We start from the raw sequence: 23,654 nt of genomic DNA, 5'->3' as shown, positions 1-23,654 counted from the left end.
CCGCTCCTACAGCAAATCAGCGGGGAAACGGGGACAGCATTGAAAGCTCTTGGGTTGATTCTCAGCGTCGTGTTGCTGGCGGTTCTGTCCGGCTGCAGCGGTCTGTTCTTCTATCCGGCCAAACCCTGGGTGCAGAACCCGGCCCGGCAGGGGCTGGCCTACGAGGATGTGGTGCTGATCCATCCGGACGGGCTGCGGCTGCACGGCTGGTGGCTGCCGGCCCAGGGGTTTGAACGGGGCACCGTCTACTTCCTGCACGGTAACGCGGAGAACATCAGCACCCATCTGATGAACGTGCACTGGCTGCCGGAACGGGGCTATAACGTTTTCCTGCTGGATTACCGGGGCTACGGTCTGTCCGAGGGCGACCCGGACCTGCCCGGCGCGCTGGCGGATGTGCAGCTCGGGCTCGATTGGTTGACCGCTTCCGGGCGCCTGGACGGCAAGCCGCTGGTGCTGTTCGGCCAGAGCCTGGGCGGTGCCCTGGGCACCGGCGTGCTGGCCCGGGACGACAACCGGGGGCGCGTGGATTGCGTGATGCTGGAGGCCAGCTTCGCCAGTTATCGTGGCATCGCCGACGACGTCATGCGGCGCAGCTGGCTGCTGTGGCCATTGCGCTGGATGGTGCTGCCGACGCTGCCGGAACGGGACCTGGACCCGGAGCGGCACATCGCCGCGCTGGCACCGCGTCCGCTGCTGATCCTGCACAGCCGGGAAGATCCGGTGATTCCGTTCCGTCAGGGGGAGGCCCTGTTCCAGGCCGCCGCCGAGCCTAAGACCTTCCAGGCGCTCAAGGGCGGGCACGGGCAAGGCACCCGCGACCCGGCGGTGCGTGACCGGTTGCTGGCGTTCATGGAGCAAAACGGCTGCATGGCCAGCGCGCCCTCCGCGCCGCTTCCGGTCACCCGGGCGCGACCGGCGCCGGTGTCCCGGGAGGCGGTGGAGGCCGATGAGCCGGCCGGCGAGATCGGCATCACGCCGGTGGGCGCCTACCGCTTCTGATCCTGTTAAGGCGGCTCAGTCGCCGTCGGCGCCGTCGGCGCCGTCGGTGGCCGGGTCGTCCTGTTCCCGCTGGCGCCGCTGCACGGCGCGGCCGAACAGCAGGCCGATCTCGAACAGCAGCCACATGGGCACCGCCAGCAGGGTCTGGCTGACGATGTCCGGCGGCGTCAGCAGCATGCCGATCACGAAACAACCCACCACCACATAGGCCCGCGAGGCGGACAGTTTCTCCACCGTGACCAGGCCGGTGGCCACCAGCAGCACGATGGCGATGGGCAATTCGAAGGCGAAGCCGAACGCCAGGAACAGGGCCAGCACGAAGTCCAGGTAGCTGCTGATGTCGGTGGTCACCGCCACCCCTTCCGGGGCCACCGTGGTGAAGAACTGGAACATCAGCGGGAACACCACGAAGTAGGCAAAGGCGGCGCCGGCGTAGAACAGCAGCACGCTGCTCACCAGCAGCGGCACCGCCAGCCGTTTCTCGTGCTTGTACAGCCCCGGGGCCACGAACGCCCAGGCCTGGTGCAGGATGAACGGCATGGCGCCGAAGATGCTCAGGTACAGGGTCAGTTTGAACGGCGCCAGGAACGGCGAGGCCACGCCGGTGGCGATCATCTGGGTGCCCACCGGCATGGCGTCCATCAAGGGCCGCGCCACCAGGGTGTACAGCTCCCGGGAAAAGTAGAACAGGCAGAGAAAGACCACCAGCACGGCGATCACCGCCTTGAGCAGGCGGTTGCGCAGTTCCAGCAGGTGGGAGATCAGCGTTTGCGGGGTATCCTCCCCGTGTTCCTCAGTCATTCGATTTCTTCTCGGACTCGGGGTGTTCCGCGCCGGGCGGTGGCTTATCGCCGGTGTCGTGTTCCAGGGTCTCGTGTTCCAGTGGCTCATGTTCCTGGGTCTGAGGCCGGCGGCGGGCGCGGGCCACTTCCTGTTCGGACAGCAGGTTGTCGCGGGCCTCGCGGATGCTGTCCTCGTCCAGCCCCATCTCGCGCATCTGGCTTTCCATGCGCTCACGCATGTCCTGGTTCAGCGCTTCGCGCTCCAGCTCGTTGCGCAGATGGTTGAAGGTGGAGCGGGCGCGGCCCATCCAGTAGCCCACCGTGCGGGCCGCCTTGGGCAGGCGCTCGGGGCCCAGCACCACCAGGCCGATCACGAAAATCAGCGTCAGCTCGGAAAAGCCGATATCAAACATGCGGCGGGACCCTCTTAATAAAACCGGGCTCAATAAAACCTGGCCGTGTCCGGCCGGGGTGCGTTATGCCTGATCCTTGTGCTTTTCCTGCTGTTCCCGGGTCTGTACTTCGCCGTCCTGGTCGTCGGCGATGCGCTTCTGATCCTGTTCCTTCTCGCCGTCCTTGACCGAGTCCTTGAAGCCTTTCACCGCGCCGCCCAGATCACTGCCGATGTTGCGCAGCTTCTTGGTGCCGAACAGCAGCACCACGATGGCCAGAACGATAAGCAATTGCCAGATACTGATACCGCCAAGCATAGTTACTCTCCTCGCGCTTTCCGCGCGGCTTTTTCATCGTGTCCGGACAGGCCGAAGCGTTGCTCCAGCCTGGCCAGAACCTGTTCCGGGCCGAGGCCCAGGTGGGCCAGCATGACCATGGAGTGGAACCACAGATCGGCGGTTTCGCCGATCAGGGCCTCCGGGTCGCCGCCGGCTTCGGTATCGCGGGCGGCGAGCAGGGTTTCCACCGCTTCCTCGCCGACCTTTTCGAGAATCTTGTTGAGGCCCTTGCCGTACAGGCTCGCCACGTAGGACGAGTCCGGGTCGGCCCCCTTGCGGGCTTCCAGGACCTGATGGAGCTGATTGAGGATATCGGACATGGGGGTCGGATTCACGGCGATTCGGGTTGCAATGATGGTGTCAGTCTAGCACCGGCGCCGGCGATACCCCAGCGGTGCCGGCGCCTATCGGCGCCAGGCCCAGATCAGCAGGACAGCGCCACCGGCGGCCAGCCAGGGCGCGGCGGCGGCGCCGGCGAACAGGGCGTCGCCGGCGGCCAGGCCGGCCAGGGCCAGGCCGCCCAGGCCACCCAGCAGGGTGTGGCGGTGGCGGCGCAGGCCGTCCTCGAAGCGGCGCGCGGTCTCGCGCTGCTGCTGGGGCTGGTGGCGCAGGTTCTCCAGGGCGTCGCGCAGCAGGTCCGGCATCTCCGGCAGCTGGGCGGTCCATTCAGGCAGGCGGTTGCGCAGCTTGCGGGCGGTGGCGGTGGGGCCGTATTCCTCCAGCATCCAGCGCTCCAGCAGCGGCCGGCCGGTGGTCCAGATGTCCAGCTGCGGGTAGATGCTGCGGCCCAGGCCCTCGATGTGCACCAGGGTCTTCATCAGCAGGATGTACTGCACCGGCGCTTCGATGTGGTAGGCGCGGGCCAGATCGAACAGCTTGAGGATCAGCGGCGCGAACTCCAGCGCCTCCAGGGAGGCGCCGCGCACCGGTTCGATCAGCTCGGTGACCGCCTGTTCGAAGCGGTGCCGGTCGATGGGGCCGCGTGCCCAGCCGGCACGGATCACCAGATCCACCAGGCCCGGGTAGTCCTCGCGCATCACCGCCAGCACCATGCGCCCGAGCACATTCAGGTCCTGCTTGGACAGGCGCCCGGCGATGGCGCAGTCCACCGCCATGTACTGGGGCGATTCCGGGTGCTCCGGATTGACGAAGATGTTGCCCGGGTGCATGTCGGCGTGGAAGAAATTGTGCCGGAACACCTGGGTGAAGAAGATTTCCACGCCGCGCTCGGCCAGCTGGCGGCGGTCGATGCCGGCGGCCTCGATGCGCGCCGTGTCGTTCACCGGGATGCCGTAGATGCGGTCGGAGACCATCACCCGCCGGGACGACAGGGTCAGGTGCACGGCGGGGATGTACAGCAGCGGGCTGAACAGGAAGTGGCGGCGCATGGTTTCGCTGTTGCGGGCTTCCCGCTCCAGGTCCAGCTCGGCGCGGATCACGTGCTGGTAGTCGCGCACCACCCGCACCGGGTGAAAGTAGCGGGCGTCGGCCCACAGCCGCTCCAGCAGGCGGGCGCCGAAGTCCATCACCTTCAGGTCCCGCTCCACCCGTTGCTCAATGCCCGGGCGCAGCACCTTGACCACCACCTCGCCGCCCTCGGCCAGGGTGGCCGGGTGCACCTGGGCCACCGAAGCGGAGGCCAGCGGGGTATCGTCGAATTCACTGAACACCTGATCGATGGGCGCCGGCAGAGCGGCTTCCACCAGGGCGCGGGCCTCGGCGCCGTCGAACGGCGCCACCTTGTCCTGCAGGCGCGCCAGGGCCTCGGTCCATTCCGGCGGCAGCATGTCGCGGCGGGTGGCCATCAGCTGGCCGAATTTGATGAAGATCGGGCCCAGCCGCTCCAGGGCCAGGCGCAGCCGGTCGCCGTCGCTCAGGTCGCCGGTGCCGCGCCAGCTGGAGGGGACCAGGTACTGCAGGCCCACCAGCAGCGGGCGGGCCGGGTGAGCGGGCAGCAGGGAAAACAGGCGGTAGCGGCAGGCCACGTGGACCACCACCAGCAAACGGATAACGGGAGGCATCAGGGGCGCGGGCTCCGCTGGGTCAGGTGTTGCACGCGGGCGTCCAGACGGTCCACGTCGCCGCGCAGTTCATCCACGTCCTGGTAGAACTCGTACAGGTCCCGGCGCAGCGCCAGCAGGCCGGCCTCGCTGCCCAGATAGTCGCCCACCTGGTCGCCGAGCCGGTCCAGGGTGGCGCGGGCCCAGCCGAACAGACGGCGGGCGCCCAGGTCCACCTGCTGGGCCAGTTCGCCGCCGATCAGGGGTTCCAGCAGGGCGCCCCAGTCCAGGCGCAGGTCGCCGGCCAGGTCGCGCAGATCCTGCAGCAGTTCCCGGTTGCCTTCCACCCGTACCGGGCCGCCGATCACGCCGGGCTGGCGGCGCCAGTCCATCAGCAGGGCGGCCAGATCCACCGGGTTGCCGGTGACGGTCACGTCCGGCTCGGCCTCGCTGCGCAGGTACAGTTCCACGCCGTCTTCCACGATCAGCGCGTAGAAGGCGGTGGCGGGCAGGGTCAGGCGCACCGCCAGCAGCCGGCCGGCGTGGCGATTGAGGCGCGCGGCGGTGGCCGGGTCGCCGCGCAGGGCGGCGTTGATAGCGCGCTCGGCGGTGGCGACGGCGGTGGTGGAGAGCAGGCCGGGCTGACGCATCAGAGTTTGAAACCCCGGTGCAGGGCGACGATGCCGCCGATCATGTTGAAGTACTCGGTGCGGCCGTAGCCGGCGTCGTCCATCATCGCCTTGAGGGTGTCCTGGTCCGGGTGCATGCGGATCGATTCGGCCAGGTACTGATAGCTCTGCGCGTCGTTGACCACCAGCTTGCCCAGGCGCGGCCAGACCGCGAAGGAATAGGTGTCGTAGGCCTTGCCGAGCAGCGGGTTGACCGGTTTGGAAAACTCCAGCACCAGCAGCCGGCCGCCGGGTTTGAGCACGCGCAGCATGGAGCGCAGGGCGGCGTCCTTGTCGGTGATGTTGCGCAGGCCGAAGGCGATGGTCACGCAGTCGAAGCTGTTGTCGGCGAACGGCAGGCATTCGCCGTTGACCTGGGCGACCCGGGTGTTATGGCCGCAGCCGGCGTCGATCAGACGGTCGCGACCCACCGCCAGCATGGCGTCGTTGATGTCCGCCAGCACCACCTCGCCGGTGTCGCCCACCAGCCGCGAGAATTTGATCGCCAGGTCGCCGGTGCCGCCGGCCAGGTCCAGCACCCGCTGGCCCGGGCGCACCCCGGCCAGTTCGATGGTCATGCGCTTGAGCACCCGATGGCTGCCCATGGAGATCAGGTCGTTCATGACGTCGTAGCGGGCGGCCACCGAGCGGAACACGCCGGCCACTTTCTGCTGCTTCTCCCGCCACGGCACCTGCTGGTAGCCGAAGTGGGTGACCTTGTCACTGCGGGTGTCGGCGCGGGTGGCGTCGGGTTGGTGCGGGTCGGTCATGTCGGGATCGGTCATGGAACGTCCTTGAAGGGAGCGGGGTGAGCGGCCAGAACCCGGTCCAGGATGACGGTCTCCCGGTGGGCCACCTGTTCCAGCAGCCGGCCCACGCTGGGCACCGGCTTCATCACCCGGAAACTGCGGTCCATGAAATCATACAGGTTCGTGAAGCCCGCCGCATGGGCGGGGCGGCGCACCAGCCGGAAGGTGGTTTGCAGGGTGCGCGAGCGCACATAGCGGTCGATATGGTGGCCCAGTCCGGCCACCAGCGCGAGCTGGCGGCGGCGTGCCGTTTCGTCGCCCGCCCGGTAGGCGACGATATAGTCCGCCTCGGCCAGGGGCTGGTCCAGGCGCCGGTCCAGGTCCCGCGCCAGCGCCTCATCCAGTTCCTGGGTGAGGATGGCGGCTTCCAGGGCGCTGGCGGAGGTCACCATCACCCGGTCGGGCAGCAGGCGCATGGCCTTGGGCAGGGCGCGGCGGATTTCCCGGGCCACCGGCGGCAGATCGCGACCCCCGTAGACGTCGTCCAGCAAAAAGCCGATGCCCGGCCGCAGGCGCGGGTCGTCGAACAGGTCCCGGTGGGTGGCCAGGAAACGGTCCCGCTGAAACGCGCGCAGCCGCGCCAGACGAGCCAGAAAGACGTCGTCGTCCTGGTGCTGTCGCAGCTGGAAAAAGCGGTTCAGGGAGTCTTGAAGATGTTCGCCGGCGCTCATGGGTCCTCCGGCGAGGGATGATAGCAGGAAACGTCATGTAGGAGCGGTCGAACGACCGCTCCTACGTGAACGTTAAAGAATGTACCGGCTCAAATCCTCGTCGTTGGCCAGTTCGCCGAGATAGCGGTCCACCGCTTCCGCGTCCAGCACCAGCGGCTTGTCGTGGTACTGGGTGGCCAGGTCGTCGGCGTCGTAGCTGATCTCTTCCAGCAGTTTTTCCAGCACCGTGTGCAGTCGGCGGGCGCCGATGTTCTCGGTGCGTTCGTTGACCTGCCAGGCCACCTCGGCGATGCGGCGGATGCACTCGCCGGTCAGCTCAAGTTTCAGGCCCTCGGTTTCCAGCAGGGCGCGGTACTGTTCGGTGAGCGAGCATTTCGGCTCGGTGAGAATGCGCTCGAAGTCATCCGGGGTGAGCGCGTCCAGCTCCACGCGGATCGGCAGGCGGCCCTGCAGCTCCGGGATCAGGTCGCTGGGCTTGGCCAGGTGGAAGGCACCGGAGGCGATGAACAGGATGTGGTCGGTGTGCACCATGCCGTACTTGGTGCTCACCGTGGAGCCCTCGATCAGCGGCAGCAGGTCGCGCTGCACGCCCTCCCGGGACACGTCGGTGCCGCCGGTCTCGGAGCGCTTGGCCACCTTGTCGATTTCATCGATAAAGACGATGCCGTGGTTTTCCACCAGGTCCACCGCCTGCGCCTTCAGTTCGTCCTCGTTGACGAAGCGGGCCGCTTCCTCGTCGCGCAGAATGCGCAGGGCGTCACGCACCTTGAGCTTCTGGGTTTTCTTGCGCCCGTTGTTGCCCATGCGCGAGAACATCTGCTGCAGCTGGCTGGTCATCTCTTCCATGCCCGGCGGGGCCATGATCTCCACGCCCTGGGGCTGGGCGGTGACCTCCACCTCGATTTCCTTGTCGTCCAGTTCGCCTTCGCGCAGTTTTTTGCGGAACACCTGGCGGGTGCTGGTCTCCCGGGATTCGGCCCAGTCCGAGTCCGCCTGGCCGCCGCGGGCGGCGGGCAGCAGGGCGTCCAGCACCCGTTCCTCGGCGGCGTCCTCGGCTTTGTCCCGGTTGCGGGCTATTTCCTTCTCGCGGAGCAGTTTCATCCCCACTTCCATCAGGTCGCGGATGATCGATTCCACGTCGCGGCCCACGTAGCCCACCTCGGTGAACTTGGTGGCCTCGATCTTCAGGAAGGGGGCGTCCGCCAGCTTGGCCAGGCGGCGGGCGATTTCGGTCTTGCCGACCCCGGTGGGGCCGATCATGAGAATGTTCTTGGGCGCCACTTCGGCACGCATTTCCGCCGGCAGCTGCATGCGGCGCCAGCGATTGCGCAGGGCCAGGGCCACCGCTTTCTTGGCGTCTTCCTGGCCGACGATGTGCCGGTTGAGTTCGCTGACGATCTCGCGGGGAGTCAGGGAAGCCACTATTCAAGCTCCTCGAAGGTGTGAGACTGGTTGGTATAGATGCAGATGTCGCCGGCGATTTTCAGGCTCTGGGCGACGATCTCGCGGGCCGGCATGTCGGTGTTGCGCAGCAGGGCCGAGGCCGCCGCCTGGGCAAAGGGTCCGCCGGAACCGATGGCGATCAGGCCGCCTTCCTCCGGCTCCACCACGTCGCCGTTGCCGGTGATGATCAGGGAGTTTTCCTTGTCGGCCACCGCCAGCAGGGCTTCCAGGCGGCGCAGGGCGCGGTCGGTGCGCCAGTCCTTGGCCAGTTCCACGGCGGCGCGCACCAGGTGGCCCTGGTGTTTTTCCAGCTGAGCTTCGAACCGTTCGAACAGGGTGAAAGCGTCGGCGGTGCCGCCGGCGAATCCGGCGATCACCTTGCCGTGGTAGAGGCGCCGCACCTTGCGGGCGTTGCCTTTCATGACTGTGTTGCCCAGGGTCACCTGGCCGTCGCCGCCGATCACGACATTGTTGCCGCGCCGCACGGAGACGATGGTGGTGCCGTGATATTGCTCCACGGAGGTCTCCTTATCCCGATTTGAACAGGTCCTGATTTGAACAGGATGTGCGGGTCGTGCCTCCGGAATTCAAGCGTGCCGGTTATTCCTTAAGCTGGATGGGCAGGGTTTCCACGCCGTTGGCGGCCAGCTTGTCCTGGGCGCGGTGCAGGGCGTTGATGTTGTTGTAGGGGCCGATCATGACCCGGTGCCAGGTGTCGCCGTTGTCCAACTTGACCGGCTGGATGCGCACCTCGTAGCCCTTGAGGATCAGCTCGGCCCGGCGGCGGTCGGCGTCACCCTGGCTGCGGAAACTGCCGGCCTGCAGCACGAAGCGCTTGTCGTTGCGGCCGGCCACCGGGGCGTCGTCGTCCTGCTGCTTCTGTTCGGAGGGCCGGGCCGGCTGCGCTTCCTTCACCGGACGGGACGGGCCGTCCTCGTCCTCACCTTTGGGGACGATCACTTCCATTTTCGGCAGCACCGCGTAGAAGTCGAACTTGGGCTGGTCGTCGTCCTTGCCCGCCTTCTGGTCGGAGTGTTCCTGGTCGCCGTTCCGGGCCGGCGGTTCGTCGGTGCCGGCGTTGCCGTTCGAGGCGCGGCCCTGTTCCATCTGCACCTGGGTCAGGTGCACCAGGAAGGCCACGAACAGGCCGGCGGCCAGACCGGTGAACAGCCAGACCCAGCCCGGGACCTGGCCACGGCTTTTCTTGCTCTGCCCACGGCTGGCACCGCGGCGGGGGGTATTCTTCGCCATTACATGCGCTCCAGGGGATCCAGGCCCAGCAGGGTCAGGCCGCGGCCCAGGGTGCGGGCGGTCAGCGCGGCCAGTTTGAGACGGCTGGTTTTCACCGCCTGGTCGTCGGCGGCGAGAATCGGGCAGTGTTCATAGAAGGCCGAGAACAGGCCGGCCAGGTCGAACAGGTAGGCGCACAGGAAGTGCGGCTGACCCTTGCTGGCCACCTGCTCCACCACCTCGCCGAACTGCACCAGACGGGCGGCCAGGGCCTGCTCCGCGTCCTGGTTCAGCTGGAAGGCGCCGTTCAGCTCGCCGACCCGGTCCAGGCTCAGCCCGGCCTTGCGGAACACGCTGACCACCCGGGTGTAGGCGTACAGCAGGTAGGGCGCGGTGTTGCCCTCGAAGCTGAGCATCTGGTTGAAATCGAAGATGTAATCGCTGGTGCGGTTCTTGCTCAGGTCGGCGTACTTGACCGCGCCGATGCCCACCGCCCGGGCGATGGTGCGCAGCTCGTCCTCGGCCAGATCGCCGTTCTTGGATTTGACCAGGTCGTAGGCGCGCTGCTCGGCTTCATCGAGCAGGTCGATCAGCTTCACGGTGCCGCCGTCGCGGGTCTTGAACGGGCGGCCATCGGCGCCGTTCATGGTGCCGAAGCCCATGTGCTCCATCTCCACATGAGCGTCCACGAAGCCGGCCTTGCGGGCGACGGTGAAGATCTGCTGGAAATGCAGGGCCTGGCGCTGGTCCACGAAATACAGCAGCCGGTCGCCGCCCAGGGCGCCGGCGCGATAACGCACCGCCGCCAGGTCGGTGGTGGCGTACAGATAGCCACCACCGGCCTTGCGCACGATCACCGGCAGCGGGTCGCCGTCCTTGTTGCTGAATTCGTCCAGGAACACGCACAGGGCGCCCTGGTCCTCGGTGAGCAGGCCGGCGGCGTCCAGGTCCGCCACCACCTTGGGCAGGTCGTCGTTGTAGGCGCTTTCGCCGCGCACGTCGTCCGGGCCCAGGCGCACGCCCAGGCGTTGGTAGACGGCGAAGCAATGGCTCAGCGACACCTGGTTGAACTCGCGCCACAGTTTCAGGCAGTAGTCGTCGCCGGACTGCAGCTCCACCACCAGGGCGCGGGCCCGGTCGGCGAAGTCGGCGGATTCGTCGAAACGCCGTTTGGCCGCCCGGTAGAAGTTTTCCAGGTCGGACAGCTCGCGGCTCAGGGCCTGGTCGCCGTCCTCGTCCTTACGCTCTTCCAGATAGGCCAGCAGCATGCCGAACTGGGTGCCCCAGTCGCCCACGTGATTCTGCGGCACCACCTTGTGGCCCAGGAAATCCAGGGTGCGCACCACCGCGTCGCCGATGATGGTGGAGCGCAGATGGCCCACGTGCATCTCCTTCGCCAGGTTGGGCGAGGAGTAGTCGATCACCACGGTCCGTGCCCGGGCCGGGCGCGGCACCGCCAGGTGCGGGTCCGCCAGGGCGGTCTCCAACTGGTCGGTGAGCCAGCTTTCCGCCTGGAAGAAATTGATGAAGCCGGGGCCGGCGATCTCGGTGCGCGCCACCGCCGGGTCCTCGGGCAGGGCCGCCACCAGCGCCTCGGCCAGGTCGCGGGGCTTGATGCCCGCCGGCTTGGCCAGCATCAGCGCGATGTTGGTGGCGAAGTCGCCGTGGCTTTTGTCCTTGGTGCGGTCGATCTGCACCGGTCGCCGGGCGTCGGCGGTCAGGGTGCCGTTGGCGGTCAGCGTCTCGAGCGCTTGCTCGATCAGGGCGACAAGACGGTCTTTCATGGTCTTCCGGGGCCGTGGATGGGCCGCCGATTGTACGGCAAAGCGGGCCGGAATGCCGCCCCCCGGGGCGGCTCAATCGCCGCTGATATCGATATCCACTTCCACCATCATGCCCGGGCCGATGCGGTCCACGGGGCCTTCGGTGAGAGCGATGCGCACCGGGATGCGCTGGGTGATCTTGGTGAAGTTGCCGGAGGGGTTGGGGTCGGGCAGCAGCGCGAACTGGCTGGTGGCGGCGCGGCCGACAATGCGCACCTCGCCAGCGAAATGCTGGTCCGGGTAGGCGTCCACGGTGATCGCCACCGGCTGGCCCGGGTGCAGTTCGCCGATGTCGGTTTCCTTGATATTGGCCTCCACCCACAGGTCGTCCGGGTCGTGCATCATCAGTAGCGGCTGGCCGGCGCTCACGTACTCGCCCTGATCCACCAGCGTTTTGTTGACCACCCCGGCGATCGGGCTGGGCACCTGCAGGTCGCGCATGCGCACCCGCTCCTCTTCCAGGTCGGCGCGGGCGCGGGCCAGCTCGTTCTCCGCCACCTTGATGCGCGAGCGCATCACCTCCGGCGGGGGCAGCGGTACCTGGACGCCGTTCAGAAAGCCCACATGGGCGTTGTTGGCCTGGGACTGGCTCACCGCCACTTCCTGCTTGGCGCGTTGGTACTCGGCGCGGGCGGTCTGGTAGGCGTAGTAGTCCTGGTCGCGGCGCTGCTTGGAGATGGAGCCTTTTTTGAACAGCGCCTCGGTGCGCTTGTAGTCTTCCCGGGCGCTGGTCAGGCGCGAGCCGGCCGCTTGCTCGGCGGCCTTGGCGGAGTCCAGTTCCTGGCCGGTGATGGTCAGGCCGCCCTGGAACTGCTGTTCGCCCAGCGCCAGCCGGGTGCGCTCATAGTCCACCTTGGCCTGTTGGGTGGCCACCTCGGCTTCCAGGGACGCCAGCCGCCGCTGCTCCGGCTCGCTGTACAGCCGGGCCACGGTGTCGCCCTGTTTGAGCCGGTCCCCCTCGGTGATGGCGAAATCGGTGACCCAGCCGTCCAGGCGGCTGCTGACGGTGACCTGGCTGGCCATGATGCGGGCGTCCTGGGCGCTCACATGGGTGAGCCGGTGGGCAATGGCGAACGCCATCCACACCAGGCACAGCAGCACCAGGATCGCCAGCAGGGCGAGCTTGAGCCGCCGCGATGGACGGCGCGGGGAGTCGGAGGAGGAGGTCATGGTGCGTTCCTTGATTCGGTCACGTGAATGAACTCAGCGGGCGCTGGCGGTGCCGCCCAGCCGGCTGAGCAGCAGCGAGGGAATCGCCACCACCACCAGGCTGGCCACCAGGATCCAGAAGCCGTCCTGGTAGGCCAGGATCGAGGCCCAGATGGCTTCCACCCGGCCCATCAGATGGCCGGCGACGGCGCCTTGCTGGGTGTCCGGCACGCCCAGTCGGCCGGCCAGTTCGGCGAGCTGCCCCAGTTGCTGTTGCGCCAGGCTGTTGCCGGCGTGCACCCCGGCGTTGAGGTGCTGGCCGTGGCTGGCGGTGCGGCGGTCGAGCAGGATCACCAGGGCGGCGGTGCCCATGGCGCCGCCCAGCTGCATGGCGAAATTGATGGCGCCGGAGCCGTGGCCGGTGAGCCGTGGCGGCAGCGCGGCGATGGCCTTGGACAGGGTCGGTGGCGGAAAGGCCGCCATGCCGATGGACAGCACCGCCATGGCCACCGCCAGGTAGGCGAAGCTGGTGTTCCAATCCATGTGCGTCATCAGCCAAACCGCCGCCAGGGTGCAGGCCAGCCCGGGCAGGGTGATCCAGTGCGGCGGGTAGCGGTCGCTGAGCCGGCCCACCATGGGCACCAGCACCGCCAGCACCGCGGTGGAGGGCAGGAAGATCTGACCGGCGGTGATCGGGCTGTAATGCAGGATCGACTGCACGAACTGCGGCAGCAGATACATGATGCCGTAGAAGGTGCCGCCGAACAGCAGCATGGCCAGGGTGCCGATCACGAAGGTGCGGTTCTCGAAAATGGCCAGATCCAGCAACGGATGGGCGGTGCGTTTCTGCCACACCACGAAGGTGACCGCGCACAACAGGCCGGTCAGCAGCAGGGCGGGCACATAGGGGTCGTCCCAGCCCCAGCGCTGGCCATTGGACAGGGCCGCCAGCACCGTGAACACGGCGGTGAACAGCAGCACCACGCCGGCCCAGTCGAACGGCGGGCGGGGGCCCTTCTGCTCGCGGGGTGGCAGGAAGAAAAAGCCCATCACCACCGCCGCCACGCAGATCGGCAAGGTAATGAAGAACACATAGCGCCAGGTGAAGTGCTCCACCAGCCAGCCGCCGATCACCGTGGCCAGGGTCAGCGGCAACCCCAGGCACATGCCGTACATGGCGGTGGCCATGCCCCGGTTCTGCGGTGGGTAGGCGGCGAACAGGGCTTCCATGGCCACCGGACGGATCAGGCCGGTCATGCCGCCCTGGATCACCCGGGCGGCGATCAGCATGCCCATGCTCTGGCCCAGACCGCCCAGGAAGGAGGCGGCGATGAACACCATCAGCAGCCCCATGAAGGTGGCGCGCTGGCCCACCGACGCCACCAGCCAGGGGGCGATCAGCAGCGACACCGTAGTGGACGCCAGAAAGCCGGTGGACAGCCACTGCACCTGGCTATCGCTCATGCCGAAGGCGCCCTTTATATAAGGAATGGCCACGTTGACGATGGTGATCGACATGCCCAGCGCCACCAGGCCGAGCATCACGGTGAGGGTTACCCAAAGGCGGTAGCGCGTGCCATAGCGGTCGAACAGGGCGTCGACCTGGCTCATGGAGATCTCCCGGCTGGAATTGGAAAGGCCGGTATTTTAGTCAAGTTATCTGACTTATTCCCATCGGAATTTTCTATCGGCGCTTTCTGCCCCGCGAGACCCGGGCGGGCTACAGCAGGTCGATGGGGTCCACGTCCAGGTGCCAGCGGCAGCGCCGGCCGGAGGGCAGTTCCCGGGCCAGCGCCATCAGGGCGTCGAGCACGCCATGCAGGGGCGGGCGCTGGGGGCTTTGCAGCAGCAGCTGGGCGCGGTAGCGGCCGGCACGCTTCTCCATCGGCGCCGGCACCGGGCCGAGTACCTGCACCTGGGGGTGGCCGGGCAGCCGTTGCGCGCATTCATCGAGAAACTGTATCGCCTGCTCCATGACCATGGCCTCGCAGCGCAGCAGCGCCAGGTGGCCGAACGGCGGCAGGCCGGCGCCGCGTCGCTCCTCCAGCAGGGCATCGGCGAGGGCGTGGTAGTCGCCGGCGGCGGCCAGCCGTACCAGGTGGTGGTCGCCGTGGCGGCTCTGCATCAGCACCCGGCCGGGGCGGTCCTGGCGACCGCTGCGGCCGGCCACCTGCAGCAACAACTGCGCGGCCTGCTCCGGGCCCCGGAAATCGGCGCTCAGAAAGCCGGCGTCCATGTTCATGATCACCGCCAGGCTGAGGCGCGGAAAATGGTGGCCCTTGGCCAGCATCTGGGTGCCCACCAGCACCGCCGGCTCGCCCTTCTGGATCTGCGCCAGCTTGGCGTCCAGGCTGCCCTTGCGGCGGGTGGTGTCGCGGTCGATGCGCACCACCGGCGCGTCACAGTGCTCGCTGAGCAGGGCTTCCAGTTTTTCCGTGCCGGCGCCGGCGTCGGCGAGGTTGGTGGAGCCGCACTGGCCACAGCGCTGCGGCACCCGGTGCTGGTGGCCGCAGTGGTGGCAGCGCAGTTGGTGCTCGCTGCGGTGCCAGGTCATCAGGCTGTCGCAGCGCGGGCATTCGTCCTGCCAGCCGCAGTCCCGGCACAGGATCACCGGCGCGAAGCCGCGCCGGTTGAGAAACACCAGCGCCTGCTCGCCCTTGGCCAGGGTCCGTTCGATGGCGGTCAGGGCGGTGGGCAGCAGCGGTCGGTCCGGGGTGGCGTCGCGGGCGTCCAGCAGTTCGATGGCCGGGGCCACCGCGCCGCCGGCCCGCTCGCGCAGACGCAGCCAATGGTAGCGGCCGGCGCGGGCCAGCTGCAGGGTCTCCAGGGCCGGTGTGGCGCTGCCGTGCACCACCGGCACCTCCAACTGCTGGGCGCGCCAGGTGGCCAGGTCGCGGGCGTGGTAGCGGAACCCGTCCTGCTGCTTCAGGGAGGCGTCGTGCGTTTCGTCGACGATGATCAGGCCGGGCCGCGCCAGCGGCGTGAACACCGCCGAGCGGGTGCCGATCAGGATGCGCGCCCGGCCGTCCCGGGCGGCCACCCAGGCGTCCAGCCGTTCCCGGTCGGTGAGGCCGGAGTGCAGCACCGTCACCGGCACCGAGAAGCGCTGACGGAAGCGGCGCAGGGTCTGCGGTGTCAGGCCGATCTCCGGCACCAGCACCAGCACCTGCTTGCCGGCGGCCAGCACCGGGGCCATGGCCTGCAAATACACCTCGGTCTTGCCGCTCCCGGTGACGCCGTCGAGCAGGAACGGCTGGAAACCTTCGGCGGCGGTGATCGCCTCGATGGCGGCGCGCTGCTCGCCGCTGGCGCGCAGGGCCGGCTCGGCGCGCACCGTGTCGGCCTCCGCCGGTGCCGCCTGCGCCACCTCCACCCGTTCCACCCATTGCTTGTCGCGCAGGGCCTGCAGCGCCGGCCGCGACACCGACAGGGCCTCCAGCATGGCCGGGGTGAGCCCGCGCGGGTGTTCGCCGAGTACCTGCAGGGCCTGCAACTGACGGGGGGCCCGCGCCAGCCGCTCCGGCGCCACGTGGTGGCCCCGGTCGGTGAGGCGCCAGCGCACCTCGCCACCGGCGCGGGCCGGCTGGCCCTGGCGCAGCAACGCCGGCAGCACGAAGTTGAGCACCTCGCCGAGGGGGTGGTGGTAGTAGCGGGCGGCGCGCTCGCACAGGCTATAAAGGAAGGGGTCGATCACCGGCTCGTCGTCGAGCACCCGTTTGATGGGCTTGAGCTGTTTGCGGTCGCTGGGTTCCAGGCCGTGCACCACGCCCACCAGGGTGCGGCGGCCGAACGGCACTTCCACCCGACAGCCGCGTTCCGGCGGCGGGGTGTCCGCCGGCAGGCGGTAGTCGAAGCAGCCGGGCAGGGGCACCGGCAGGGCGACCTGTACAACGGAGGGAGAAGGCACGGGGAGCGTCCGGTTATCTCTTGCGCATCGGTGTCAAGCTGTTATGATTCGCCTTCACTTTTGCCCGGCGCAAGCCAGTGTGGTGCCCGACGAGAGGCTCGGGTGGCGACACCAGAAGGAGCTTTGCTATGAAACCAGAGATTCATCCCGATTACCAGAACGTCACCGTGACCTGCAGTTGCGGTAACGTGATCGAAACCCGTTCCACCCGTGGCGGCAGCCTCGAAGTGGACGTGTGCTCCGCCTGCCATCCTTTCTATACCGGCAAGCAGAAGCAGGCGGACAGCGGTGGCCAGATCGATAAGTTCAAACAGCGCTTCGGCATGATGCGCTCAGGCAAGAACAAGTAAATACTACAAGCTCTGAGTCTTGCCTGTGAAAAGCACCCGCCAGGGTGCTTTTTGCTTTTCAAAGTGTGTTTTTTGTCATTGAGTGTTTGTGGAGACCCCCCATGTCCGAGGATCTGAAAAAGGCGGCCCTGGAATACCACGCCAAACCGCGTCCGGGGAAGATCAGCGTTGAGGTGACCAAGCCGGCGGCGACCAGCCGTGACCTCAGCCTGGCGTACAGCCCCGGGGTGGCGGAACCGGTGCGCGAGATCGCGCGCGAACCGGAGCTGGCCTACCGGTTCACATCCAAGGGCAATCTGGTGGCGGTGATCAGTGATGGCAGCGCCATCCTGGGTCTCGGCAATCTGGGGGCCCTGGCCTCCAAGCCGGTGATGGAAGGCAAGGGCATCCTGTTCAAGCTGTTCGCCGGCATCGATGTGTTCGACATCGAGGTGGACGCCGAGGACCCGCAGGCGTTCATCGACACCGTGATGCGTATTCACCGCACCTTTGGCGGCATCAATCTGGAAGACATCCGCGCGCCGGAATGCTTCGAGATCGAGCGCGTGCTCAAGGAGCAGTGCGATGTGCCGGTGTTCCACGATGACCAGCACGGCACCGCCATCGTGGTCGGCGCCGGCCTGCTCAACGCCCTGGAGATCCAGGGCAAGCGCATCCAGGACATCAAGGTGGTGTGCGTGGGCGCCGGCGCCGCCGGTGTCGCCTCCGTGCGGCTGCTGATCGAAATGGGCGCGCGCAAGGAGAACATCCTGGTGCTGGATCGCAAGGGCGTGATCCACAGCCGCCGTGACGACCTGAATCAGTACAAGGCGGCGCTGGCCAACGACACCGACAAGCGTACCCTGGACGACGCCGTGGACGGCGCGGACGTGTTCATCGGTGTGTCCGGCCCGGACATGCTGACCTCGGAGATGGTCAAGAAGATGGCGCCGAAGCCGATCATCTTCGCGCTGGCCAACCCGGACCCGGAGATCCGCCCGGAAGTGGCCAAAGCCGCCCGTGCCGACGCCATCATCGCCACCGGTCGCTCGGACTACCCGAACCAGGTCAACAACGTGCTGTGTTTCCCGTACATGTTCCGCGGCGCCCTGGACGTGCGCTCCACGTCCATCAACGAGGAAATGAAGATCGCCGCCGTGCACGCCATCGCCGAGCTGGTGCGTGAAGCGCCGCCCAAGGCAGTGCTGGACGCCTACGGCGGCGGCGAGCTGAAATTCGGCGCCGAGTACATCATTCCCAAGCCCAACGACCCGCGTCTGCTGGGCCGGGTATCGGCGGCGGTGGCCAAAGCGGCGGTGGACTCCGGTGTGGCGCGCAAGGGTTACCCGTCCCACTATCCGCTGAACTCGCTGAGCGAGATTTTCCCGGAGCTTTGAAGCGCTGGTTCCGCGAGTACCACGAAAAAGGCCGGCATTCGCCGGCCTTTTTTTGTTCGCGGCCGAAGCCGCGCAGGGCCCGGGCCCTGCGCCTCAGAAAATCTGCTCCGGGGTGCGGCCGTCGTTGCTGTGCGGCGACTCCAGCTCCGGCACATTGTCCTCGCGGAAGTACTCGAAGATCGCGTTCGGGTTGTCCGGCCGGGCCTGCAGGCCGCTTTCCGGGTCGATGCGCGCCGACACGATGCCCGGCGGTTGCGGCGGGTACTGCTCCTCCACGCCGTCCAGGGCCTTGCCCATGTAGTCGATCCAGATCGGCAGGGCGGCGCGTCCGCCGTATTCGCCCCAGCCCAGGGTGGCGGGGCTGTCGAAGCCTACCCAGACAGTGGCCACCAGGGCCGGCGAGAAGCCGGAGAACCAGGCGTCCACCTGATCGTTGGTGGTGCCGGTCTTGCCGTGCAGGTCGCCCCGGCCCAGCCGCCGGGCGTCGCGACCGGTGCCGCGTTCCACCACGTCGTGCAGGATGCTGTTCATCAACCAGATGATGTTCTCGTCTTCCACCCGGGGCGCCTTCACCGGCGGCGGCTGGATCGGTTTGCCGTCCTCGTCGGTGTCCGGGGTGCTGGCCGCCACCGCGTCGTCGTCCTCGACCACCGCGCAGGGCGCTTCGCATTTTTCCACCCGGGGCGCCTTCCACAGCACCTTGCCGTTCTTATCCTCGATGCGCTCCAGGAAGTAAGGCGTCACCCGGTAGCCGCCGTTGGCGAAGATGGCATAGGCGCCGGCCAGCTCCAGGGGCGTCAGGGAGGCGCTGCCCAGGGCCAGGGACAGGTCCCGCTGGAAGCGCTCGGTGGGCAGGCCGAAATGATTGAGGGTGTTCATGGTCTGGCCGATGCCCACCTGGCGCAGAATACGAATCGACACCAGGTTGAGCGATCGGTAGAGCGCTTCGCGCAGCCGGGTGGGGCCGTAGAAGCGCTCGCTGGCGCCGGTGGGACGCCAGGCTTCATCCAGCTCGCTGCTGTCGAACACCACAGGCGCGTCGTTGATGATGGTGGCCGGGGTGAAGCCGTTTTCCAGGGCGGCGGTGTACACGAATGGCTTGAACGCCGAGCCCACCTGACGGCGCGCCTGGGTGGCGCGGTTGAACTTGGACGCATAGAAACTGTAGCCGCCCTGCAGGGCCTGCACGGCGCCGGTGTCCGGGTCCAGGGAGACGATGGCGGACTGGGCGCGGGGCAGCTGGGCCAGGCGCCAGTGGGTGTCCTCGTTGTCGCCCACCGGGCGCACGTGGATCACGTCGCCCACCTTGAGGATGTCGTCGGCGCGGTTCGGCGCCTCGCCCATGTAGCCTTTATTAAGAGCGGGGCGGGCCCATTTCAGATCGTCCCATTCGAGCACCGCCTGATTGCCGTCCGCCAGCAGCACCGCCACCTGGCGTTCGCGCAGGGCGGTGACCACGGCGGTGTGCAGCGGGCCGTAGGCGGGCTGGTCGCGGAAGCGTTCCACCCAGGCCGCCCGGTCGCCGTCCAGTTCGTCACTGTCGTCCGGTTCGGTGGCCTTGGCCAGTTCCGGTTCCGGCTGGTCCTGGGCCGGTGCCGCTTCGGTGTCCTGGGGGCGGGGCCAGCCCGGGTCCGGCAGGTCGTCGGTGTCGATGTGGGCCAGCGGGCCCCGGTAGCCGTGGCGTTCGTCGTAGGCGTGCAGGCCCTGGCGCAGGGCGGTGACGGCGGCATTCTGCCGTTCGCTGTTCAGGGTGGTATAGATGCGCACCCCTTCGGTGTACACGTCCTTGTCCACCAGGTCCTGGGCGGCGATGCGCGCGATCTCGCCCATATAGGCCCCTTCCACCTCCGGGCTGGCGGCGTGGTAGCGGGCGGTGACCGGCGCCAGGCGGGCGGTTTCCATCCGTTCCTTGCTGATGGCGCCGGTTTCCTCCATGCGGAACAGAATCCAGTTGCGGCGCAGTCGCGCGCGCTCCGGATTGGTGATCGGGTTGTAGGCGGAGGGCGCCTTGGGCAGGCCGGCGATCATCGCCAGCTGCGGCAGGGTCAACTCGCCGATGGGCTTGCCGTAGTAGACCTGGGCGGCGGCTTCGGCGCCGTAGGCACGGTGGCCCAGATAGATCTTGTTCAGGTACAGCTCAAGGATCTCTTCCTTACTGAGGATGCGCTCGATCTGGATCGCCAGCACGATCTCGTTGAACTTGCGCAGGAAGCGCTGTTCCCGGTCGAGGAAGAAGTTGCGCGCCACCTGCATGGTGATGGTGGAGCCGCCGGAGCGGATCTCCTGGTAGCGCACCAGTTCCAGGGCCGCCCGCAGCAGACCCTTGGGATCCACCCCCGGGTGCTCGAAGAAGCGCTCGTCCTCGGCGGCCAGCACCGCCTTGACGAACAGCGGCGGGATCTCGTCGTAGGTGATCGGCTCGCGGCGCTTTTCGCCGTACTCGGCGATCAGCTTGCCGTCGGCGGTGTAGATGCGCAGCGGAATCTGATACTCCACTTCGCGAATGGCCACGGCCGCGGGCAGCTGCGGGGCGAGGTAAAGATAGCAGGCGGCGAGGATCAGCAGGGCACCGGTGATGGCGGCGAGGGCGAGGAGCGCGAGGGCTCGGATCCAGGAGGCGGTCAAGTGCATATTGTTGCAATAGCTCTGACGATCAGAAGAAAGGGCTAGCAGACCCGTGAAGCAGGTCATTATACGGTGGAAAGGTTGTTGTGATCTAATATCCGTTCTGTTATTACTAATTTCTAAAGTGGTTGAGCATAAAAGCCACGTAACTACATATTTTTGAAGCAAAAAAGCCTCTATAAAAAACACACGGGACGACGACTGTGCTGCCTTTTCTCAGAAAAAAGGCCCAGACACTGCTGGGGATCGATATCAGTTCCACCGCCGTCAAATTGCTGGAGCTGTCCAGGACGGGGGGCCGCTACAAGGTGGAGAGCTATGGGGTGGAACCCCTGCCCGCCAACGCGGTGGTGGAGAAGAACGTCAGCGATGTGGAGGGGGTCGGCGATGTGATCGCGCGACTGGTGGGGCGTGCCCGCCCGGGGGTGAAAACCGCCGCGGTGGCGGTGCCCGGCTCCGCCACCATCACCAAGCTGATCGAAATGGACGCCTCGCTCAGCGAGGACGACCTGGAAAACCAACTGCGGGTGGAGGCGGACCAGTACATCCCTTTCCCCCTCGATGAAGTGCGCATGGACTTCCAGGTGCTGGGCCCGGTGCAGGACAACGCCGAGCGGGTCGAGGTGCTGGTGGTGGCGTCGCGTACCGAAAACGTGGAAATGCGCGCCGACGCCCTGGAAATCGGCGGCCTGCAGCCGAAGGTGGTGGACGTGGAAGCCTACGCCATGGAGCGCACCTTCCAGATGATCCTGCCGACCCTGCCCAACGCCGGCGAGCTGGATACGGTGGCGGTGTTCGACATCGGCGCCACCATGACCACCCTCAACGTCTTCCATCAGACCCGCAGTGTCTATACCCGCGAGCAGCTGTTCGGCGGCAAGCAGCTGACCGAGGAAATCCAGCGCCGCTACGGCATCTCCATGGAAGAGGCGGGGCTCGCCAAGAAGACCGGTGAATTGCCGGAGGACTACGAAAGCGAGGTGCTGTTTCCGTTCAAGGAATCCATCGTTCAGCAGATCAACCGCTCGCTGCAGTTCTTCTACGGCTCCACCCAGTTCAATGAAGTGGACTACATCCTGCTGGCGGGGGGCTCCGCGTCGATTCCGGGGCTGCCGGAGCTGATCCAGGACAAGGTGGGAACCGGGTGCTCCCTGGCCGATCCGTTCGCCGACATGGCGCTGGCCAACAAGGTCAACGCCCGCGCGCTGGCGAACGACGCCGCGGCGCTGATGATCGCCTGCGGCCTGGCGCTGAGGAGCTTCGAACAATGACCACCACCATTAACCTGCTCCCGTGGCGCGAGGAACGGCGCAAACAGAAGAAACAGGAATTCCTGGCCGGGCTGATTTTCGCCGCCATCGTCGCCGGGCTGATTTTCTGGCTCTGGAAAGGGGCGGTGGAAAGCCAGATCGCCGACCAGCAGAGCCGCAACAACCATATTCAGAGCGCCATCGCCAAGCTCGACACCCAGATCAAGGAAATCAAGGAACTGCAGCGCCGCCGCGACGAACTGGTGGCGCGCATGAAGGTGATTCAGGAACTGCAGGGCAACCGCCCCACCATCGTCTATGTGTTCGACCAGATGGTGCGCACCCTGCCGGACGGCGTCTATTACACCCTGGTGGAGCGCAGCGGCGATACCTACACCATCGAAGGGGTGGCGGAATCCAACAACCGCATTTCCCGGCTGATGCGCAACCTGGACGCCTCCGACTGGTTCGTCGAACCCAATCTGCTCAATGTGCGCGCTCTGGAATCCAGCCGTGGCAGTGACGGCGAGGCCCAGGCCAACGCCTTCCTGCTTACCGTCAAACAGGGCTCGCCGGGCGGCGACGACGAACAGGAGGGCGGCAAATGAAAGCGTCCGAACTGAAGAATCTGGATGTGCGCGAGCTGATCGACGAGCTCAACAGCCTGGATTTCGAGAACGTGGGCGGCTGGCCGCTGCCGGTGAAAATCGGCGCCGCCATCCTGGTGTTCGGGGCGATCCTTTTGCTCGGCTATTTCCTGGCCATCAAGGATCTGAACGCGCGCCATGGGCAACTGGAGCGGGAGGAGACCTCGCTGCTCGAGAGCTACGAGAAGAAAGCCTTTCAGGCCCACAACCTGGAACAGTACCGCCAGCAACTGGTGGAAATGGAGGCCAGCTTCGAGACCCTGAAAAGCCAGCTGCCCCGCGACACCGAGGTGCCGGGTCTGCTCGAGGACATCACCCACACCGGCCTGGGCAGCGGCCTGGAGTTCGAGACCATCGAGCTCAAGGACGAGGTCAAGAAGGAGTTCTACGCCGAGTTGCCCATCGATATCCGGGTGATCGGCGATTACCACGGCTTCGGCTCGTTCGTGTCCGGGGTGGCGGCGCTGCCACGGATCGTCACGCTCCATGATTTCAAGATCGCGCCGCTGAAGAGCGACAACAAGGAGCCCGGGGGGCTGCTGGACATGGCCATCACGGCCAAGACCTACCGCTACGCGGAAGGCGGGGACGGCAGCGATGGCAATAAGAAGCAGGCCGGGAAGAAGGGTCGCTCCTGAGGGGAACACAGATGAGAGCACGAAACGCCATCGCGCGGGGGATCATGGTGGTGACGGTAACGGCCCTGCTCGGCGGTTGCGGCGGCGGCGCCAATCTCGGCCAGCTGGACGCCCGGTTGGAAGAGATCAAGGCGCGGCCCCGTGGCCGCATCGAGCCGCCGCCGGAATTCAAGCCGATCGCCACCTACAGTTACGCGGCGCACAAGCTGCGCCCGCCGTTCAGCCCGCCGCAGGACCAGAAACTGCTGGAAGTGCCGGAGGGGCGGGCGGTGGAGCCGGATCTCAGCCGGCCCAAGGAATACCTGGAAGGGTTCAGCCTCGACTCGCTGGCCATGGTGGGTACCATCACCCGGCCGGGGAACCCGCTGGAGGCGCTGATCGCCGACCCTTCCGGGGCGGTCACCCGGGTGCGGGTGGGCAGCCATATGGGCAAGAACTATGGGCGCGTGGTGGATGTGGGCGCCGGCCAGCTCGGGCTGGTGGAAATCGTGCCGGATGGACAAGGGGGTTGGGTGGAACGCTCCCGGAATATTACGCTTGCTGACTAACTGCT

The 23,654-nt window shown here is 67.0% G+C and carries 23 protein-coding genes; 7 read left to right on the top strand and 16 right to left on the bottom strand.

Annotated features, from left to right (window positions below):
• Nucleotides 1-39: 39 nt before the first annotated feature.
• The gene (locus ACLD0W_RS14550; protein ID WP_410308203.1) at nucleotides 40-1,002 is read left to right on the top strand and encodes an alpha/beta hydrolase; all 963 of its coding nucleotides are present in this window, start codon (nucleotides 40-42) and stop codon (nucleotides 1,000-1,002) included.
• A gap of 15 nt (nucleotides 1,003-1,017) precedes the next feature.
• Here the strand turns inward: ACLD0W_RS14550 and tatC are convergent, their stop codons facing one another.
• The 15 genes from tatC to ACLD0W_RS14475 all read right to left on the bottom strand — a co-directional run bounded on the left by tatC (nucleotide 1,018) and on the right by ACLD0W_RS14475 (nucleotide 16,215).
• Nucleotides 1,018-1,803: a twin-arginine translocase subunit TatC gene (gene tatC / locus ACLD0W_RS14545; RefSeq protein WP_410308202.1), complete on the bottom strand. Its 786-nt coding sequence runs from the start codon at nucleotides 1,801-1,803 to the stop codon at nucleotides 1,018-1,020.
• Nucleotides 1,796-2,197, bottom strand: a complete 402-nt coding sequence (gene tatB, locus ACLD0W_RS14540) for a Sec-independent protein translocase protein TatB (protein ID WP_410308201.1) — start codon at nucleotides 2,195-2,197, stop codon at nucleotides 1,796-1,798. The genes tatC and tatB overlap by 8 nt, the downstream gene beginning before the upstream one ends.
• A 63-nt stretch (nucleotides 2,198-2,260) precedes the next feature.
• Nucleotides 2,261-2,494, bottom strand: a complete 234-nt coding sequence (gene tatA, locus ACLD0W_RS14535; protein WP_410308200.1) for a Sec-independent protein translocase subunit TatA — start codon at nucleotides 2,492-2,494, stop codon at nucleotides 2,261-2,263.
• A 2-nt stretch (nucleotides 2,495-2,496) separates the two neighbouring features.
• Nucleotides 2,497-2,835, bottom strand: a complete 339-nt coding sequence (locus ACLD0W_RS14530) for a phosphoribosyl-ATP diphosphatase (RefSeq protein WP_138773008.1) — start codon at nucleotides 2,833-2,835, stop codon at nucleotides 2,497-2,499.
• An 84-nt stretch (nucleotides 2,836-2,919) separates the two neighbouring features.
• Nucleotides 2,920-4,536 (bottom strand): AarF/UbiB family protein, encoded by a 1,617-nt coding sequence (locus tag ACLD0W_RS14525; RefSeq protein WP_410308199.1) that lies wholly within the window; start codon nucleotides 4,534-4,536, stop codon nucleotides 2,920-2,922.
• Nucleotides 4,536-5,165, bottom strand: coding sequence for an SCP2 domain-containing protein (locus ACLD0W_RS14520; protein WP_410308198.1), 630 nt, complete (start codon nucleotides 5,163-5,165; stop codon nucleotides 4,536-4,538). The genes ACLD0W_RS14525 and ACLD0W_RS14520 overlap by 1 nt, the downstream gene beginning before the upstream one ends.
• Complete coding sequence (gene ubiE, locus ACLD0W_RS14515) at nucleotides 5,165-5,953, bottom strand: bifunctional demethylmenaquinone methyltransferase/2-methoxy-6-polyprenyl-1,4-benzoquinol methylase UbiE (protein WP_410308361.1); 789 nt, start codon at nucleotides 5,951-5,953, stop codon at nucleotides 5,165-5,167. The genes ACLD0W_RS14520 and ubiE overlap by 1 nt, the downstream gene beginning before the upstream one ends.
• Nucleotides 5,954-5,964: 11 nt before the next feature.
• Nucleotides 5,965-6,663: an FFLEELY motif protein gene (locus ACLD0W_RS14510; protein ID WP_410308197.1), complete on the bottom strand. Its 699-nt coding sequence runs from the start codon at nucleotides 6,661-6,663 to the stop codon at nucleotides 5,965-5,967.
• Between the two features lie 72 nt (nucleotides 6,664-6,735).
• Nucleotides 6,736-8,085 carry an ATP-dependent protease ATPase subunit HslU gene (gene hslU, locus ACLD0W_RS14505; protein ID WP_410308196.1) on the bottom strand — a complete coding sequence of 450 codons (1,350 nt, stop codon included), beginning with the start codon at nucleotides 8,083-8,085 and terminating at the stop codon, nucleotides 6,736-6,738.
• The gene (gene hslV / locus ACLD0W_RS14500) at nucleotides 8,085-8,624 is read right to left on the bottom strand and encodes an ATP-dependent protease subunit HslV (RefSeq protein ID WP_204427715.1); all 540 of its coding nucleotides are present in this window, start codon (nucleotides 8,622-8,624) and stop codon (nucleotides 8,085-8,087) included. Before hslV ends, hslU begins: the two co-directional genes overlap by 1 nt.
• An 82-nt stretch (nucleotides 8,625-8,706) precedes the next feature.
• The gene (locus ACLD0W_RS14495; protein WP_410308195.1) at nucleotides 8,707-9,357 is read right to left on the bottom strand and encodes an SPOR domain-containing protein; all 651 of its coding nucleotides are present in this window, start codon (nucleotides 9,355-9,357) and stop codon (nucleotides 8,707-8,709) included.
• On the bottom strand, nucleotides 9,357-11,120 hold the full coding sequence (gene argS, locus ACLD0W_RS14490) for an arginine--tRNA ligase (protein WP_410308194.1): 1,764 nt from the start codon (nucleotides 11,118-11,120) through the stop codon (nucleotides 9,357-9,359). The genes ACLD0W_RS14495 and argS overlap by 1 nt, the downstream gene beginning before the upstream one ends.
• A gap of 72 nt (nucleotides 11,121-11,192) precedes the next feature.
• A complete protein-coding gene (locus ACLD0W_RS14485; RefSeq protein ID WP_410308193.1) occupies nucleotides 11,193-12,329 on the bottom strand; it encodes an HlyD family secretion protein in 1,137 nt (378 codons plus the stop codon).
• Nucleotides 12,330-12,362: 33 nt separating this feature from the next.
• Nucleotides 12,363-13,919 (bottom strand): DHA2 family efflux MFS transporter permease subunit, encoded by a 1,557-nt coding sequence (locus ACLD0W_RS14480; RefSeq protein WP_410308192.1) that lies wholly within the window; start codon nucleotides 13,917-13,919, stop codon nucleotides 12,363-12,365.
• 109 nt (nucleotides 13,920-14,028) lie between these two features.
• On the bottom strand, nucleotides 14,029-16,215 hold the full coding sequence (locus ACLD0W_RS14475; RefSeq protein WP_410308191.1) for a primosomal protein N': 2,187 nt from the start codon (nucleotides 16,213-16,215) through the stop codon (nucleotides 14,029-14,031).
• A gap of 128 nt (nucleotides 16,216-16,343) precedes the next feature.
• Between ACLD0W_RS14475 and rpmE the strand changes: the two genes are divergently transcribed.
• Entirely contained in the window at nucleotides 16,344-16,565 is a 222-nt protein-coding gene (gene rpmE / locus ACLD0W_RS14470; RefSeq protein ID WP_410308190.1) for a 50S ribosomal protein L31, read from the top strand.
• A gap of 101 nt (nucleotides 16,566-16,666) precedes the next feature.
• On the top strand, nucleotides 16,667-17,941 hold the full coding sequence (locus ACLD0W_RS14465) for a malic enzyme-like NAD(P)-binding protein (protein WP_410308189.1): 1,275 nt from the start codon (nucleotides 16,667-16,669) through the stop codon (nucleotides 17,939-17,941).
• A 93-nt stretch (nucleotides 17,942-18,034) separates the two neighbouring features.
• On the opposite strand, the gene ACLD0W_RS14460 is transcribed toward ACLD0W_RS14465, so the two are convergent.
• A complete protein-coding gene (locus ACLD0W_RS14460) occupies nucleotides 18,035-20,572 on the bottom strand; it encodes a penicillin-binding protein 1A (protein WP_410308188.1) in 2,538 nt (845 codons plus the stop codon).
• Between the two features lie 197 nt (nucleotides 20,573-20,769).
• Between ACLD0W_RS14460 and ACLD0W_RS14455 the strand changes: the two genes are divergently transcribed.
• From ACLD0W_RS14455 to ACLD0W_RS14440, 4 genes are read left to right on the top strand one after another with little or no spacing between them, the layout of a single operon-like run.
• A complete protein-coding gene (locus ACLD0W_RS14455) occupies nucleotides 20,770-21,837 on the top strand; it encodes a pilus assembly protein PilM (protein WP_410308187.1) in 1,068 nt (355 codons plus the stop codon).
• On the top strand, nucleotides 21,834-22,424 hold the full coding sequence (locus ACLD0W_RS14450) for a PilN domain-containing protein (RefSeq protein ID WP_410308186.1): 591 nt from the start codon (nucleotides 21,834-21,836) through the stop codon (nucleotides 22,422-22,424). The genes ACLD0W_RS14455 and ACLD0W_RS14450 overlap by 4 nt, the downstream gene beginning before the upstream one ends.
• Nucleotides 22,421-23,101: a type 4a pilus biogenesis protein PilO gene (locus ACLD0W_RS14445; RefSeq protein WP_410308185.1), complete on the top strand. Its 681-nt coding sequence runs from the start codon at nucleotides 22,421-22,423 to the stop codon at nucleotides 23,099-23,101. Before ACLD0W_RS14450 ends, ACLD0W_RS14445 begins: the two co-directional genes overlap by 4 nt.
• An 11-nt stretch (nucleotides 23,102-23,112) precedes the next feature.
• The gene (locus tag ACLD0W_RS14440; protein WP_204427703.1) at nucleotides 23,113-23,649 is read left to right on the top strand and encodes a pilus assembly protein PilP; all 537 of its coding nucleotides are present in this window, start codon (nucleotides 23,113-23,115) and stop codon (nucleotides 23,647-23,649) included.
• Nucleotides 23,650-23,654: the final 5 nt, after the last annotated feature.

Source organism: Alloalcanivorax sp. C16-1, assembly GCF_046507805.1.
In the GTDB taxonomy this organism is placed as follows: Bacteria; Pseudomonadota; Gammaproteobacteria; order Pseudomonadales; family Alcanivoracaceae; genus Alloalcanivorax.
This window is presented reverse-complemented; position numbering and strand designations above follow the sequence as displayed.

What these genes read in the sequence shown, in the direction of transcription:
- tatC (WP_410308202.1), bottom strand. Translation starts at nt 1,803, where the DNA reads ATGACTGAGGAACACGGGGAGGATACCCCGCAAACGCTGATCTCCCAC.
- tatB (WP_410308201.1), bottom strand. Translation starts at nt 2,197, where the DNA reads ATGTTTGATATCGGCTTTTCCGAGCTGACGCTGATTTTCGTGATCGGC.
- tatA (WP_410308200.1), bottom strand. Translation starts at nt 2,494, where the DNA reads ATGCTTGGCGGTATCAGTATCTGGCAATTGCTTATCGTTCTGGCCATC.
- ACLD0W_RS14530 (WP_138773008.1), bottom strand. Translation starts at nt 2,835, where the DNA reads ATGTCCGATATCCTCAATCAGCTCCATCAGGTCCTGGAAGCCCGCAAG.
- ACLD0W_RS14525 (WP_410308199.1), bottom strand. Translation starts at nt 4,536, where the DNA reads ATGCCTCCCGTTATCCGTTTGCTGGTGGTGGTCCACGTGGCCTGCCGC.
- ACLD0W_RS14520 (WP_410308198.1), bottom strand. Translation starts at nt 5,165, where the DNA reads ATGCGTCAGCCCGGCCTGCTCTCCACCACCGCCGTCGCCACCGCCGAG.
- ubiE (WP_410308361.1), bottom strand. Translation starts at nt 5,953, where the DNA reads ATGACCGACCCGCACCAACCCGACGCCACCCGCGCCGACACCCGCAGT.
- ACLD0W_RS14510 (WP_410308197.1), bottom strand. Translation starts at nt 6,663, where the DNA reads ATGAGCGCCGGCGAACATCTTCAAGACTCCCTGAACCGCTTTTTCCAG.
- ACLD0W_RS14495 (WP_410308195.1), bottom strand. Translation starts at nt 9,357, where the DNA reads ATGGCGAAGAATACCCCCCGCCGCGGTGCCAGCCGTGGGCAGAGCAAG.
- argS (WP_410308194.1), bottom strand. Translation starts at nt 11,120, where the DNA reads ATGAAAGACCGTCTTGTCGCCCTGATCGAGCAAGCGCTCGAGACGCTG.
- ACLD0W_RS14485 (WP_410308193.1), bottom strand. Translation starts at nt 12,329, where the DNA reads ATGACCTCCTCCTCCGACTCCCCGCGCCGTCCATCGCGGCGGCTCAAG.
- ACLD0W_RS14480 (WP_410308192.1), bottom strand. Translation starts at nt 13,919, where the DNA reads ATGAGCCAGGTCGACGCCCTGTTCGACCGCTATGGCACGCGCTACCGC.
- rpmE (WP_410308190.1), top strand. Translation starts at nt 16,344, where the DNA reads ATGAAACCAGAGATTCATCCCGATTACCAGAACGTCACCGTGACCTGC.
- ACLD0W_RS14465 (WP_410308189.1), top strand. Translation starts at nt 16,667, where the DNA reads ATGTCCGAGGATCTGAAAAAGGCGGCCCTGGAATACCACGCCAAACCG.
- ACLD0W_RS14460 (WP_410308188.1), bottom strand. Translation starts at nt 20,572, where the DNA reads ATGCACTTGACCGCCTCCTGGATCCGAGCCCTCGCGCTCCTCGCCCTC.
- ACLD0W_RS14450 (WP_410308186.1), top strand. Translation starts at nt 21,834, where the DNA reads ATGACCACCACCATTAACCTGCTCCCGTGGCGCGAGGAACGGCGCAAA.
- ACLD0W_RS14445 (WP_410308185.1), top strand. Translation starts at nt 22,421, where the DNA reads ATGAAAGCGTCCGAACTGAAGAATCTGGATGTGCGCGAGCTGATCGAC.
- ACLD0W_RS14440 (WP_204427703.1), top strand. Translation starts at nt 23,113, where the DNA reads ATGAGAGCACGAAACGCCATCGCGCGGGGGATCATGGTGGTGACGGTA.